14 protein-coding genes and 1 tRNA gene are annotated in these 14,374 nt (G+C 56.1%); 9 read left to right on the top strand and 6 right to left on the bottom strand.

Annotated elements, in window-relative coordinates; all coding sequences use genetic code 11:
- Positions 1-300 precede the first annotated feature (300 nt).
- Genes C2E16_RS13255 through C2E16_RS13265 form a run of 3 tightly spaced genes read right to left on the bottom strand, consistent with a single transcriptional unit; the run spans position 301 to position 3,003 of the window.
- Positions 301-1,053, bottom strand: coding sequence for an alpha/beta fold hydrolase (locus C2E16_RS13255; RefSeq protein ID WP_084970607.1), 753 nt, complete (start codon positions 1,051-1,053; stop codon positions 301-303).
- Between the two features lie 8 nt (positions 1,054-1,061).
- Positions 1,062-2,126 carry a class I mannose-6-phosphate isomerase gene (locus C2E16_RS13260; RefSeq protein ID WP_084970606.1) on the bottom strand — a complete coding sequence of 355 codons (1,065 nt, stop codon included), beginning with the start codon at positions 2,124-2,126 and terminating at the stop codon, positions 1,062-1,064.
- 19 nt (positions 2,127-2,145) lie between these two features.
- The gene (locus tag C2E16_RS13265; protein WP_038625352.1) at positions 2,146-3,003 is read right to left on the bottom strand and encodes a glucose 1-dehydrogenase; all 858 of its coding nucleotides are present in this window, start codon (positions 3,001-3,003) and stop codon (positions 2,146-2,148) included.
- A gap of 444 nt (positions 3,004-3,447) precedes the next feature.
- Here C2E16_RS13265 and C2E16_RS13270 point away from each other — a divergent pair, with 444 nt between their 5' ends.
- Positions 3,448-3,945 (top strand): pyridoxamine 5'-phosphate oxidase family protein, encoded by a 498-nt coding sequence (locus C2E16_RS13270; protein WP_052133882.1) that lies wholly within the window; start codon positions 3,448-3,450, stop codon positions 3,943-3,945.
- A 93-nt stretch (positions 3,946-4,038) separates the two neighbouring features.
- Here the strand turns inward: C2E16_RS13270 and C2E16_RS13275 are convergent, their stop codons facing one another.
- The gene (locus C2E16_RS13275) at positions 4,039-5,463 is read right to left on the bottom strand and encodes an EmmdR/YeeO family multidrug/toxin efflux MATE transporter (protein WP_038625351.1); all 1,425 of its coding nucleotides are present in this window, start codon (positions 5,461-5,463) and stop codon (positions 4,039-4,041) included.
- A gap of 33 nt (positions 5,464-5,496) precedes the next feature.
- On the opposite strand from C2E16_RS13275, the gene C2E16_RS20595 reads away from it, so the two are divergent.
- On the top strand, positions 5,497-5,751 hold the full coding sequence (locus tag C2E16_RS20595) for a hypothetical protein (protein ID WP_133052076.1): 255 nt from the start codon (positions 5,497-5,499) through the stop codon (positions 5,749-5,751).
- Between the two features lie 36 nt (positions 5,752-5,787).
- A tRNA-Asn gene (locus C2E16_RS13280) sits at positions 5,788-5,863 on the top strand.
- Between the two features lie 66 nt (positions 5,864-5,929).
- Here the strand turns inward: C2E16_RS13280 and C2E16_RS13285 are convergent.
- A complete protein-coding gene (locus C2E16_RS13285) occupies positions 5,930-7,219 on the bottom strand; it encodes an anaerobic sulfatase maturase (RefSeq protein WP_038625350.1) in 1,290 nt (429 codons plus the stop codon).
- A gap of 578 nt (positions 7,220-7,797) precedes the next feature.
- Between C2E16_RS13285 and C2E16_RS13290 the strand changes: the two genes are divergently transcribed.
- From C2E16_RS13290 to C2E16_RS13310, 5 genes are all read left to right on the top strand, one after another.
- Positions 7,798-9,252: a sulfatase-like hydrolase/transferase gene (locus tag C2E16_RS13290; RefSeq protein ID WP_038625349.1), complete on the top strand. Its 1,455-nt coding sequence runs from the start codon at positions 7,798-7,800 to the stop codon at positions 9,250-9,252.
- 162 nt (positions 9,253-9,414) lie between these two features.
- The gene (gene eitA / locus C2E16_RS13295) at positions 9,415-10,410 is read left to right on the top strand and encodes a siderophore ABC transporter substrate-binding protein EitA (protein ID WP_104951525.1); all 996 of its coding nucleotides are present in this window, start codon (positions 9,415-9,417) and stop codon (positions 10,408-10,410) included.
- Positions 10,410-11,450: a FecCD family ABC transporter permease gene (locus C2E16_RS13300; RefSeq protein WP_038625347.1), complete on the top strand. Its 1,041-nt coding sequence runs from the start codon at positions 10,410-10,412 to the stop codon at positions 11,448-11,450. Before eitA ends, C2E16_RS13300 begins: the two co-directional genes overlap by 1 nt.
- Positions 11,447-12,208 carry a siderophore ABC transporter ATP-binding protein EitC gene (gene eitC, locus C2E16_RS13305; protein WP_038625346.1) on the top strand — a complete coding sequence of 254 codons (762 nt, stop codon included), beginning with the start codon at positions 11,447-11,449 and terminating at the stop codon, positions 12,206-12,208. The genes C2E16_RS13300 and eitC overlap by 4 nt, the downstream gene beginning before the upstream one ends.
- A gap of 14 nt (positions 12,209-12,222) precedes the next feature.
- Complete coding sequence (locus tag C2E16_RS13310; RefSeq protein ID WP_038625345.1) at positions 12,223-13,479, top strand: MDR family MFS transporter; 1,257 nt, start codon at positions 12,223-12,225, stop codon at positions 13,477-13,479.
- A gap of 86 nt (positions 13,480-13,565) precedes the next feature.
- On the opposite strand, the gene C2E16_RS13315 is transcribed toward C2E16_RS13310, so the two are convergent.
- On the bottom strand, positions 13,566-13,856 hold the full coding sequence (locus tag C2E16_RS13315; protein WP_038625344.1) for a putative quinol monooxygenase: 291 nt from the start codon (positions 13,854-13,856) through the stop codon (positions 13,566-13,568).
- Between the two features lie 204 nt (positions 13,857-14,060).
- On the opposite strand from C2E16_RS13315, the gene C2E16_RS13320 reads away from it, so the two are divergent.
- Positions 14,061-14,321 (top strand): hypothetical protein, encoded by a 261-nt coding sequence (locus C2E16_RS13320; protein ID WP_038625343.1) that lies wholly within the window; start codon positions 14,061-14,063, stop codon positions 14,319-14,321.
- Positions 14,322-14,374: the final 53 nt, after the last annotated feature.

Genomic DNA, 14,374 nt, shown 5'->3' on the forward strand with positions numbered 1-14,374 from the left:
GCCGCTTTTCAGAAACGGCCTCTCTTTTCAGACGGCCGCTGACAGTGCGCGATGCCCGCCCGCCACCACAGGATCAATGCGGCCAGCGCCACCGCTCCCAGCCCCGCGCGCCATGAAGCGCGCGCAACGATAGCGCCAGCGAGCGCTGGACTGAATACGGCACCTGCACCCTGTCGCCGACTCGACCAGGGAAATGCCCGCTCAGCGTTGCCTGAACGAGCTTTTGCTTCCTGGCCATGTTAACAACGGCTCTGGCGCCTGTGCCTGCTGACCTTTAACAGGCAGCCCGCGTCGCGACTGCTAAAACGTGCGGCGCGCAAAGGCCAGCATCTTTTCTGCCAGCGCCTGCGGCGTCTGCATCGGCATCAGATGCCCGGCGCCGTCGATAATTTCCAGCTCGCCCTGCGGCAGATGCGTGCGCATTATCTCCCGCTGCGCCTCGACGCCCGGCACATTGCCATCCTCACTGCCCAGCACCATCAGCGCGGGCAGTTCAAGGCGGCCAATGCGGTCACGCCAGTCTTCGCGGCTGCCGTGCAGCGGCCACGCGTGCCAGGCCGCGAGGCTGGCGCGTTGCGCATCGGCGACGGCCACCTCACGCAGCGCATCCGGCAGACGCGCAGAACAGGCGCCGTCGACGAAGGTTTCAGCCTCCTGCCGTGTCCCCTGATATGCCGCCTGCGCCTGACGATCCTCTTCGCTCATCGGCTGCGGACCCGGCGGCGAAGGCGCTACCAGCACCAGCCGCGCCAGATAATTGGGCTGTTCAGCGGCCAGCGCCAGCGCTACTTTGCCGGTCATCGAGTGGCCGACCAGAGTCACCTTTTTCAGCCCCAGCGCCCTGATGGTCTCGTCAACCTGTCGCGCCATTGAAGCGACATCATAGCCATCCCTTTCCGACGCATCGCCAAAGCCCGGCGTATTGAGCGCCACGCAGCGAAAATCGCGATCGAGATAAGGCAGCGTGGGGAACCAGGTGCGATGCGAGCCGCCCAGGTAATGCATCAATACAAAGGTGGTTTCACCCTGCCCCTGTATACTGTATGGCAGCATAAAACCTCCTAACGCAACGTTCCTTCCGGATCGCCCAGACGAGCGATCTCCACCTCGTTATAGCCAGCCTGACGCAGCGGCGTCACCACGTCACGCGCCAGATCCGGCACGTAGCCAATCAGCAGTTCGCCAGCCTCGCTCAGCGTCGCCTCTTTCAGCGCGGCGGGCAGCAGCAGCGATTCGGCGCGTCCTAACTCAACGCTGACGCCGTTCGCCTCAACCGTCAGCGGGTCGCCGAGGTTGGAGAGGATGCGCGCGCTGTCGAAGCTAAAATGCTGCGGCTGGCTAAAGCGCCAGCGCTCCAGCGCGAAGTAAGGCCCGGCACAGCAGAACAGCCGCGTCAGATCTTTCTCTTGCCGTTCAAGTCCGCGCTGCGGCGCGCAGCGCAGTTCAGGACGCAGCTCCTCTAACAGCGCATCGATATTTTTCTCCCACTCTTCGCGGGAGAGACGCGAGCCATCTTCCATTTTCCACGGCATCGCGTGCTGCTGGATATTGGAGGTCTGCTCGATTTCATAGATCAGCGTGTCGGGGCCGAAGCTGTGCAGCAGACCGCCGGGCACATAAAAGGTATCGCCGGTTTTCACCGGCACGCGATGCATCACCGCATCATAATCTTCCGCCAGCAGCGCCGCCTTCAGCTGCGCATTATCGACGCCCGCGCGTACGCCCAACAGACAGGTGGCGTCCGACGCCGCCCACAGAATATGCCAGGCTTCGGTTTTACCGTTTGGCTGCTGTTCCAGTTTCTGCGCCAGCGCATCGTTGGCGTGCAGATGAACCGGCAGCATGCCGGTTCCGTCAATAAATTTGCTGAGCAGCGGGAAATGCGGACCGCGCCAGCCGGGCGCGACCATTTCATCAGGATAGCGTTCGGTCAGCTCGCGCAGGGATTTACCCGCCAGCTCGCCATTGGTGACGGAGGCGATCATGCCGTCCACGTCGCTGATCTCCCAGGTTTCGGCAACGCGCGATTCAGGCAGGCCCGCTTTGCCAAGCTGCTGTCGGATTCGCTGGCCGCCGAAGATATGCGTCGCCAGCGGCGTCGTCAGCTTTAAAGGATAGGCTTTCATCATTCCTCCTTGCGCACGCTTAAATGACCGCGACGCCGCCTGTCACGGCGATGGTGGCGCCGGAGATATAGCTTGCTTCATCGCTCGCCAGCATCACATAAGCGGACGCCAGCTCGGCAGGCTGTCCCATGCGTTGCAGCGGCACTTCACCGCCAAAGCTTTCCACCTGTTCCGGCGGCATCGTCGACGGGATCAGCGGCGTCCAGATCGGGCCTGGCGCGACGGCGTTGGCGCGAATGCCCTTCTCCGCCAGCAAGGCCGCAAGGCTGCCGGAAAAGTTAACGATGGCGGCTTTGGTCGCTGAATAGGCGATCAGCTTCGGCTTCGGCTGATCGGCATTTACCGAAGCGGTATTGATAATCGAACCGCCGGAAGGCATATGCGGCACCGCCGCCTTACAGATATGGAACATGGCGTAGAGATTGGTTTTCATGGTGCGATCGAATTCGTCATCGCCGATCTCGTCCAGCGACTCGCGCGTCATCTGATACGCCGCGTTATTCACCACGATATCGATTTTGCCGAAGCGTTCAGCCGCCTGCGCCACAATGTGGCGGCAGTGTTCCGCCTCGGTTATATCACCGGCGATCAGCAGCGCTTTCTGCCCTGCCTCTTCCACCAGCCTGGCGGTATCTTTAGCGTCGTCATGCTCGTCCAGATAGGCGATCACCACGTCCGCACCTTCGCGGGCATAGGCAATCGCCACGGCGCGACCGATCCCGGAATCGCCGCCGGTAATCACGGCGGTTTTTCCTTTCAGGCGGCCGGAGCCTTTATAGCTGGTTTCACCGTGATCGGGTTTTGGCTGCATTTGCAGGAAGCTGCCGGGCCAGGTTTGCTGTTGCGCCTGCTGAGGATGTTGTGGACGCTCTGTCATACGCTGTCTCCTTTATAAAAGGTAAATCGCCTGATAAAAACAGGCTTTTTACCTGGGTGAACGGGAGCTGAATCGTTACCAGCCACATTTAAGAAGTGTAGCAGCCGTCACAAAAACGCAAGGGCGGTTACGTAGCGTAACAGTTTGACTGGAAAACTATTTTTGGCAAAAAGCGTGCAAAAAGAGAGGTTAAGTACGAACGCATGCGCGGAAAAGCCACGAAAGCGGAAGTTTAAAGAAAGGCGGCGGAATAGATCAACGGGTCGTCAGCGCCTGGCGCCATAAATAACAGAAACCGATAAAAACGAGCGGGCCGCGCTGAACCGGTTTCCCGCTTACTGTCCAGACGCCTGTAAAGCGCAAGCGGCGACGGAGACGCTACGCTCGCCTTCGCCGCGACCGTCTATACTGTGCTGTACGTTTAAAAAATGTTACGGAGGCATCATGGAAAGTCAAAGTGAGGTTTACACCCGTCCTGAACCGATTGTGGAATTACCGGAAGCGGTATTCAACCGGCTGCGCGGCGAAATTACGCCCCAGCCGGTGAACGAGGCGGTGCGTCTCTCCACCGTTGATGCCGAAGGCTGGCCGCATGCCGCCCAGCTCAGCCTGGGCGAAGTGTTCGCTATCGACCGTCAGACGTTGCGCGTCGCGCTCTGGCCCGATTCGCAGACCAGCGAAAATCTGCGCCGCGATGGTCGTCTCTCCGTCGCGCTGGCCTACGATAAAGGCATTATCGAGATGCGTGGCCGCGCGATCCAGATCGCGGAAAACCAGACCGATCTGAATCTCGCGGTATTTGAGATCGATATCGGCAACATCATGGTGCATCGTTCTGACTATGCCGAAGTCGCGACCGGCGTCACCTTTAACATCCACGATCCTGAAAAAGTGGCGGCGCGCTGGCAAGAACAGCGTCATATGCTCTCTTCGCTGGAATAATCTGGCTGACGGAAAAAAGCCCCGCCTGTGCGGGGCTTTTTTTGCCGCGACATAAAATATTATATTGCCGCCGCGGTAAAGTCAGGTCGCGCTCTACTTCGCCACAGGCCGGTATTTTTGCAGCCATTTGCCGCTGATCAGTCGACGCCAGAAACAAATGCCGCGCACCAGCCAGTCGAGGAACATCCCCAGCCAGACGCCCACGACGCCCATGCCCAGCACGATCCCCAGCAGGTAGCCCGCCACCACGCGCGCCCCCCACATGCTCAGCATCGAAACATACATGGTGTAACGCGCGTCGCGCGCGCCCTTTAGCCCGGCGGGCAGCACCCATGAGGCGGCCCAAATCGGCATACAGGCGGCGTTCAGCCAGACCAGATGCTTCACCACCTGGATCACGTCCTCTTCGCGCGTATAGAAGCGCGCCAACAGTCCGGCGAACGGCGCGGAGAGAAAGGCCAGCGCGCACAGGCCGAAGGTCGCCAGCCAGAAAATATGCTTCAGCTGGCGCGTTGCCTGTCCGATCTGGTTTTTTCCCAGCCGCGTGCCGACGATAATGGTGGAGGCGGAGCCGAGCGCGTTGCCCGGCAGGTTAATCAACGAGGCGATAGAGAAAGCGATAAAGTTGCCGGCGATTTCACTGGTGCCCATACCGGCGACAAACACCTGCGTCAGCAGCTTGCCGCCGTTAAACAGCACCGACTCGATGCTGGCCGGTACGCCGATGCCCAGCACCTCCATCAGGATTTTGCTGTTCCAGCGGCTGAAGTAGCTGCGCAGCGGAATACGCAGCGCCGGATTAAAGCCCACCATCAGCACCACGATCACCCCGATGGCGCCGATATAGCGTGAAATGGTCAGCCCCAGTCCGGCGCCGACGAATCCCAGCCCTTCCCAGGAGAAGCAGCCGTAGATCAGCACGCCGCTGATAACGATATTCAGGATATTCATGCCGCCGTTAATCAGCATAGGGATCTTGGTATTGCCTGCGCCGCGCAGCGCGCCGCTGCCGATCAGGGCGATCGCCGCCGCCGGATAGCTCCAGGCAGAGGTTTGCAGATAGCTCAGCGCCAGCTCTTTCACCTGCGGCGAGGCGCTGCCCGCAATGCCGTCGATAATGACGTGGCCGTAGAACTCAATCACCCCCACCAGCAGCAGCGACATCACCGTCATCAGCGCCAGCGACTGGCGCGTCGCCGCGCGGGCGCGCTCGCCGTCGCGCTTGCCAAGACTAAAGGCCACCACCACCGTGGTGCCGAGATCGACCGCGGCAAAGAAAGAGATCACCACCATATTAAAGCTATCGGCCAACCCGACGCCCGCCATCGCCTCTTTTCCCAGCCAGCTGACCAGGAAGGTGCTCAGCACGCCCATCAGCAGCACGCAGAGGTTTTCAATAAAGATCGGCACCGCCAGCGGCGTGATTTCACGCCAGAACAGCACCCGATAAGAGCGCCGTTTTGGATACCACGTTGTGCCTTCAATGGCGCGCCGTAGTTTGACGAGTAAAGTTTGCAAGATCGACCCAATGACTTGATGAAGGTGAGAATTATGATGATGGGCAATGGTCAACGATTATGCAAAATCTTTCCGGTGCGGTTTAACGCTTTATTACAACTTCGGTTTTATCGCCGCCGACGCTGGCAACATTTGCCCCGCGTGCATCATACGCCGGTTTTCGCCTTACGCCAGCGCGGCAATATGGCAAAAAAGCAACAAACCCGACGGTTTCTGCTGGTTAAAACGGCAAACTGCTTATGCTTTCTGCAAACGACACCACGGAATGCAAAAAGGGTTTTGACATAAGCGCGGAAATCAGTAATATGCGCGCCATCAACCGATTCCTCTGTAGTTCAGTCGGTAGAACGGCGGACTGTTAATCCGTATGTCACTGGTTCGAGTCCAGTCAGAGGAGCCAAATTCAGAAAAGCCTGCTTTCGAGCAGGCTTTTCGCTTTTTGTCTCTCCGGGCGTTTCAGAGCCGGTCAACCGCAGCATCGCTTGTATTTCTTTCCGCTTCCGCACGGACACAGATCGTTACGCCCTACCGCTTCGGCTGCTTTGGGCGTGTTCTGCGCCAGCCACGGCATGATCGCGGAGGGTGGATAACCTTGAGCCAGCAGCTCGCGCCATACATTCATATAGCGGCTGATATGCTGGAAAAAATGTTGATAGCCCGCGCAAAGGTAGTTATGGCTGGGAAGGCCGGACGGCGATACTGCAAAACGATGTTTCGGACAACCACCGTGACAGGCAAAGCGATAATCACAGCGCCGACAATCCGCGGTTAACCGCTCCCGTTTCGCCTCGCCAAAAACGATGGCCCGCTCGCTGTTATTCATCGCCTGGATGCTCTGTTGATGAATATTGCCCAGCAGGTGTTCCGGATAGACATAATGGTCGCAGTTATAGAGATCGCCATTTGCTTCCAGCGCAAACGCATGACCGCAGGTTTCTGCATGCACGCACAGCACAGGAGGCTGCCCCATCCAGGCGGCCAGCGCGAGATCAAACATCTGGACATAGACACGATCTACGTCACGACGAACCCAGACATCAAAAATCTGATTAAGGAACTCGCCGTACTGCCAGGCGGGTACCGTCCAGGGCGCCAGCGTCGCAGCGCTTTCCCCCGGCATCACCAGTTTCAACCGGCTGGACGCGTTGATGCTTATCCGCTCCACCAGCGGGATAAACTGAATATAACGGGAACCCGCCGCCAGCAAAAAATCATACACTTCCCGCGCATGGTCAACGTTATGTTTGCCCACCACCGTCAGGGTATTGAATTCGACCTTATGTGCCTTCAGCAGCGCCATCGCCGCCATTGTTTGTGCGTGCGTCCCCTTTCCGGCGCGATTGACCCGATACTGGTTATGCAGATGTGCCGGGCCGTCAAGCGACAGGCCAATCAGAAAATTTTCTTCTGCGAAGAAAGCCGCCCACGCCTCATTGAGCAGGATCCCGTTGGTTTGCAGTGTATGTGTCATTCTCCTGCCGTTAGCGTATTGCTTACACAGCGCCACCACGCGCTGGAAAAACGACAATCCCATCAGTGTCGGCTCGCCGCCCTGCCAGGCAAAATTAATCTGCTCGTCACGCTGCGCGGCGATATGCTGGCGGATAAACTGCTCCAGCGTCTCATCCGTCATGCGCCAGTTTTTATTGCGCTCCGGGTAAAGCGCCGCTTTTTCAAGATAGAAGCAGTAGGTGCAATCAATATTGCAGACCGCGCCGCTCGGTTTCGCCATCACGTGACAATCCGCAACCACCATGTCCGATCTCCTTATTATCTGTTACCGCTGTAAAACGGCGCAACGGGATAGCACAATGGCCTGTGTACCGTTTTTCAATGCCGGTAAAAAATAGCCCTGTTATACGTTAACCCCGCCTAAACCTTTTTTTTGCTGCGCAGACAATACCTCAATTAATTAGATTATTTTACGCCTTTATTTAACACGACCGTTTAATTACAAATTTTTATGCATAACGACCCGTGGGCGTCAGCATAAAATAATAACTTACACGCCACGACAACATGCCAGTTATTCCGCAACCTTGTTATAAATCAATCTTTACCATTAAAAATAACAAAGCCTATGAAGGAGATCACAATAATAAACCCCATACTTGCAATTTAATTTAAAAAGCGGATGTTAACGAGGCGATCGTAACTCAAATTATGAGGCGAAACCTGATGCTGGCCCATATGTGCCATCGTCAGGTTTTTTTATGCTCGCAATAAATATCTTCAGGGAATAACGCATAAACCATTTTATCTGCTGTTTTAAACATTAACCGATACAGGACTGATTCATTGTACGCATTAACGTTACTGTAAAAGGGAGAAAACATGAACGCTAAATTAAGCCTGGCGGCGGTAAGTCTGGCATTAATAGCGGCGCCTGCGCTGGCAAGCCCTGCGGCTGCGCCAGCCCGCCCGAATATTATTTTACTGTTTGCTGATGATATGGGCTGGGCCGATATCTCCGTTCAGGGTGCGAAAACCCCTACCGTGCATCTTGACCAGCTGGCGGCGACCGGTCAGCGCTGGACCCATTTTTATGTCTCTTCCCCGGTCTGTTCGCCCAGCCGTGGCGGGCTGATGACCGGCAGACTGGAGACGCGCACCGGGCTGTACGGCGCACAAACGCCGGTGCTGCTGGAAAAAGATCCCGACGGTTTTCCCGCCGATGAAATAACCATCGCCGACTCACTGCGACAAAATGGCTACCACACCATCATGTACGGAAAATGGCATCTGGGTAATCAAGCGCAGGATTTCCCTACCCGCCACGGCTTTGATGAGTGGTTCGGCATTCCCATCAGCAACGACTGCTATAGCACCCAGGTCGATCTGTTTGACGGTTTAACCTCCTCCGACCCGCAAATATTTAAAAATACCCTTGCGGTGGTGGAAAAGAGCAACAGCCAGCCGCGTCAGGCGTACTGGAACGTTCCGCTCTATCACTCTTATCGTTATAAAGGCAAGCAGGTCGACTATCTGATACCGCAGGGTTTTCAGCAGTCCAGTTTTACGAAAGTGGTCACCGAGAAAGCGGTCAACTACATCGGCGAGAACAAGAACCGCCCTTTCTTTATGTATATGGCCTACCCGCAAACCCATGTGCCGCTGTTTGGCTCGCCAGAGTTTAAAGGCAAAGGCCATAACCGCTACGGCGATATCATGCTGGAGATTGACTGGTCGGTAGGCCAGATCCGGCAGGCGCTGAAGAAAAATAATCTGGCGGAGAACACCATTATTATCTTTACCTCCGACAATGGCCCCTGGCTGATGTATGACAAATATGGCATCTCCGGCTCGGCGCTGCCGCTGCGTGATGGGAAGAGTACGCCCTGGGAAGGCGGCCAGCGCGTGCCGTTTATCATTAACTGGCCTGGCAAAATCAAGCCTGCCGTGGTGGAAGATATCGGCAGCACGCTCGATCTGCTGCCTACGCTAATGAAGATCACCGGCAGCACTCATGCCCAGAAAACCCTGGACGGCTTTGATTTAAGCGCCGCCTTTTTACAGCGTCAGCCCAGCCCACGTACCTTTATGCCCTATTTTTACAAAGGCGAAATGGAGGCGTGGCGCGAAGGCGATTATAAGCTGGTCTTTACGCAGTATGACGGCGGGCAGCCGAAACGCCTGCAACAGCCGCTGATGTTTAATCTGCGCACCGATAGCAGCGAGCAGCATAATATCGCCGCGCAGGAGCCAGAGCGTTATCAACGCCTGATAAAGAACGCGCAGGACTATCTGCAGTCGCTGGGAGAAAAGCGCGCGCCCCTGTTTGATATTTAACGACATCCGCCCGCTCAGCTTTCCTGGGCGGGCAATGATTTCCTCCTGAAACAGTCCCTGAAGAAGAGAAAGTTCTCGCTTTAGGAATAATTTTCATTATCATTTAACCCGACCATTAATTACTGAAAACACAACAATAATTTTTATGAAGGGTAGCGTTAAATGAAGAGAGCCATCTGCGCAGCAGGGTTAATGTTTGCCTCAGTCAGTTCTGCGTTTGCCACCACTTACCCGCTGACCATTGAAAATTGCGGCTATCAACAAACCTTTGCCGCCGCGCCCGAACGCGTGGTCGCATTAGGCCAAAACACCGCAGAAATTTTAATGCTGCTGGGGCTACAGGATAAAATGGTGGCCACCGCCTTTTGGCCGTCGAAAGTGTTGCCTCAGCTGGCGGAAAAAAACAGTAAAATAAAAACATTAACCGTTGAAATCCCTACCCTTGAATCGGTTCTGGCGCAAAATCCTGATTTTGTCGCCGCGCAGCTGCCCCTGCTCATGGGACCAGAAAGTAAAGTCGTTAAACGTGAAGACCTCGCCACTTTAGGCGTAAACAGTTATATGTCGCCGGGCATGTGCGCCACGAAAAAAGCTGTCGGGGATATGTATGGCAGCCGCCAGAAACTGTGGGATATGACTTATCTCTATAAAGAGATAGAAGATTTCGCGAAAATTTTTAATGTGGAAGCGCGTGGTCAGGCGTTAATTGCCGATTTTAAACAACGTGAGATAAATTTACGTCAGGAGTTTGCCAACCATAAGAATCGCGCTTTTGTTTTCTGGTTTTCCAGTTCCTCGCCCTCTGCTGACGCTTACGTCGGCGGAAAAAACAGCGCGTCAGGCTTTATCGCTAATGTGTTAGGCGGCCATAACGCGATAACCTCCGAGGCGGAATGGCCAACCGTTGGCTGGGAAAGCATTATTGCCGCCAATCCCGATGTGATTGTGGTTTCCAGTCTCGATCGTAATCGCTGGGCGCTCGACAATGCGCAAGAAAAAATCAAATTTCTTAACAGCGATCCTACCGTCAGTCAGCTTGATGCGGTGAAAAAAGGTCACATTGTGGTTATGGATGGCCAGGCGATGAACCCGACTATCCGCACCCTGTATGGCGCTGAACAGATCGGCGAACAGCTTAGAAAAATGGAATTGAATTAATGGCCACTGTTGTTCAACAGGCGCGACGCGGCCTGTTTCTGACGCTGTCTGGCGTGCTTTCATTGGTGCTGTTAGCGCTGGTTATTGCGCTTGGGGTGAGCGTTGGCGAGCTCTCTATTCCGCTCAGCAGCGTAGTAGGCGCGCTGGGTAATAAAACAGGCTTAACCCATGTTCCGCTGAATCGTATCCATGAAAGCGTCATTTGGGATTTTCGCTTAAGCCGGGCGCTGGTGGCCGCCTGCTGCGGCGCCGGGCTGGCTATTTGCGGCGCGGTATTGCAAAGCCTGCTGAAAAACGCCCTTGCCGAACCCTATGTGCTGGGCGTCTCCGCGGGCGCGTCAACCGGCGCGGTCTCGGTGGTGGTGTTGGGTATCGGCTCTGGCGCCGTCACGCTTTCAGCGGGCGCCTTTGCCGGCGCCTTCGCCGCCTTCGCCTTTGTTGCGTTTCTGACCAACGGCGCGCGTGGTGGTAATGAGCGCACTATCCTCGCTGGCGTCGCCGCGTCACAGCTTTTTAATGCCATTACCGCCTATACCATCAGTACTTCCGCCAGCGCTCAGCAGGCGCGCGACGTCATGTTCTGGCTGCTTGGCAGCTTTAGCGGCGTAAGATGGCCTGAATTTCAGCTGGTGCTGGTGGTGGTGCTGGTCGGCCTGGCTATCTGCCTTTACTACTCACGGGCGCTTGATGCCTTTACCTTTGGCGACGATGCCGCGCTTTCGCTTGGCATCCCTGTCGCCTGGGTACGGCTAAGCCTGTTTACCACCACCGCGCTGATTACCGCCACCATTGTCAGCATGGCCGGATCGATTGGCTTTGTGGGATTGGTTGTCCCGCATGTTATGCGCTTCTTTTTCGGCCCGCTGCATCGCACCTTGCTGCTCGCCAGCGCGCTGGCCGGCGCGATTCTGATGGTATTAGCGGATATCGCTTCGCGCCTGCTAATCGCCCCGCAAAGCCTGCCGGTTGGCGTGGTTACCGCCCTGGTCGGCGTGCCGTTTTTTGCCATCATTATTTACCGTTCAGGGAGCAAGTCATGAGTATCGGCGCTGAAAACGTCTCCTGGAAGGTCGGTAACAAAGTTATCGTCGACAATGTCTCGCTCACGGTTTCCCCAGGCACAACCGTCGGGCTACTCGGCCCTAATGGCTCTGGAAAGTCTTCACTGTTGCGCCTGCTTGCTGGCATTCGTCGCCCGCACGCGGGTACGGTTACGCTGGATGGCAAGGCGATGCGCCATATTGCCAAAAAACAGCTGGCCCGCCGTATCGCCTACGTTGAGCAGCACGCAGCAACCGAGGCGAATATGCGGGTGCGGGAGGTGGTGAAATTGGGCCGCATCCCGCATCACTCTCCCTTTTCCAGCTGGAGCCGGGAGGACGATAAGATTGTCGATGAAGCGCTGGAAAGAGTGGATATGCTGAAATGCAGCGATCGGGGATGGCAAAGCCTGTCGGGCGGTGAGCGTCAAAGGGTGCATATCGCCAGAGCCCTGGCGCAAACGCCCGGCGAGATATTGTTAGATGAACCGACCAATCATTTGGATATCCATCACCAAATCCAGTTAATGAAGCTTATCAGCGAGCTGGCGGTAACCAGTATCGTCGCTATTCACGATCTCAACCATGCTGCAATGTTTTGCGATGCGCTGATCGTCATGCAGAATGGCAACGTTATCGCCAGAGGAACGCCGGAACAGGTGCTTACCGAGTCACTGCTGTGGCAGGTGTTTCAGGTGGAAACGCGTATTGAGGTTTCCCCTTACCATGGCAAAAAACATATCCACTTTATTTCGTAACAGCAGGTCATTTCATGTTTTTGCCTTCCCTGCGACCGATGACGCAAATCTGGCCGCCTGTTTTATTAGGCAGCCAGTTTGTTTTCAATATTGGTTTTTATGCGGTTGTGCCCTTTTTAGCTCTGTTCCTGCGCGACGATATGCTGTTATCCGGCGGCGTCATCGGACTGGTGCTTGGGTTGCGCACTTTTTCACAGCAGGGGATGTTTATCGTCGGCGGGGCGCTATCGGATCGCTTTGGCGCGCGTATCGTTATACTTTGGGGCTGTTTTATCCGCATAGCAGGATTTCTGCTGCTGGCGTTGGGGCACTCCCTTTGGCCAATTGTACTTGGCGCCTGCCTGACCGGCGTTGGCGGAGCGTTGTTTTCCCCCTCTATTGAAGCGTTGCTCGCTAAAGCGGGCCAGCAAAGCGAGGCTAGCGGTAAACGCAGCCGCGCCGAATGGTTCGCTCTTTTTGCCGTATGCGGCGAACTGGGCGCGGTATTAGGCCCGGTATTGGGGGCGCTATTTGCCGGGCTGGGCTTTCGTCTGGTTGCGTTCGCCGGCGCCGCTGTTTTTTTACTGGCGCTGATCGTGCTCTCTTTTTCACTGCCGCCCACACAGAAAAAACCCGCTTCCATGCGGCCCATTCCCTGGTGGACCGCATTGCGCCAGCCGCGGTTTGTCGCGTTTATTGTTGCGTACAGCGCCTGGTTATTAAGTTACAACCAGCTTTATCTGGCTTTGCCGGTGGAAATACAACGCGTCGGCGGAAGCGAAAAAGATCTGGGGCCGCTGTTTATGCTGGCCTCGTTATTAATCATTACCTTTCAACTGCCGCTGGCCCGTTTGGCTCGCGTCGTCGGGCCGGTCTGGAGTCTGCCCACGGGCTTTGCGTTGGTATCCGCCTCTTTTCTGAGCGTGGCGTTTTTCGCCGCCGATGCTCCCTCAACCAGCGGGCTTCGCCTGCTGCCTGCGGCTTGCTTTGTCACCTTACTCACCGTAGGGCAAATGCTGCTGGTACCTGCGGCGAAAGACCTTATTCCGCATTTTGCTGAAGAAGCCACACTCGGCGCGCACTATGGCGCCCTTGCCAGTGCCGGCGGTTGCGCGGTGCTGATCGGCAACTTTCTCTTTGGCAGCCTGCTGGATCTTGCGCTGGTGCCGTCTGCGCAGGCCAGCTATCCCTGGCTGCTACTGGCGCTGTTTCCGCTGTGTAGCGCCGGGGTATTACTGGTCATTTGTCGCCGGATGCGCGAACAGATCGGTCATAGCAGACTGGGTAACTGACCGCTTCTGCCGGGCAAAAGCCGCAGACAAAAAAGCCCGCTCAGGCAACCGTGAGCGGGCTTTTTATCACTGGCGCGTTTATGGCATCAGGCCAGCACTTTCAGTTTTGTTACCTGTAGTTCGGCGCGATCTTTAATGGTTTCCATCAGACGCAGGAACGGCGCCGCTTCACTGTGCTGCTGAATATGCGCTTCTGATTCCCAGCGCTCCAGCAAAACAAAGTGTTGCGGATTTTCCAGATCCTGATGCAGCTGATACTGCTGGCAGCCCGGCTCGCCCTGTACTTCGCGCTCTACGGTGCGCAGCGCCTGCTCAACCACATCCGCCTCGCCTGCTTTCGGGATCACGGTGGCGACAATAGCGATAACTTCACTCATTTTGTTTCTCCTTCGATCGGTTTGATACATTGCGTCAGGTCAGAATAGACGATATTGCGCCGCAATCGCATAGCGATTCCCGCAAGGAGGCACGCAGCGCTTAAATTTACGAATGACTGCTGATTTTTTATGCTTGAAATTCCTTGATTGGCCAATATATAGCGTTCAGGATTATCTGGAATTCGTTTGTCAGGAGCCTCGCGTATGAAACCGTGCGATGAAACCTTATCTCAGCAGCCGCAGAAAATCGTTGCGGCCGCGAATCAGGACTCCGTCCAGGAGCTGTTAAGCCTGCTGCAACAGCAAAATATGCCGCCGGAAACCGCGCTGGCTAACCTGGCGGTGGCGATGTCGCAACTGATGGCCAGCACCGGCTGCCATCAGTTTGTGCTCAGCAATCCGCTGTCGCAGCTGCTGGTGCTGCTGCAAACCGGCGCACCTGGGCACAGCCATATGATTCATTAATTCGCGCGCCGTCCCTACCCTTGCGGACGGCTGCGCCATCTTTTGCCGCCCCT

The sequence above is a fragment of the Mixta calida genome, from assembly GCF_002953215.1.
Lineage (GTDB): Bacteria > Pseudomonadota > Gammaproteobacteria > Enterobacterales > Enterobacteriaceae > Mixta > Mixta calida.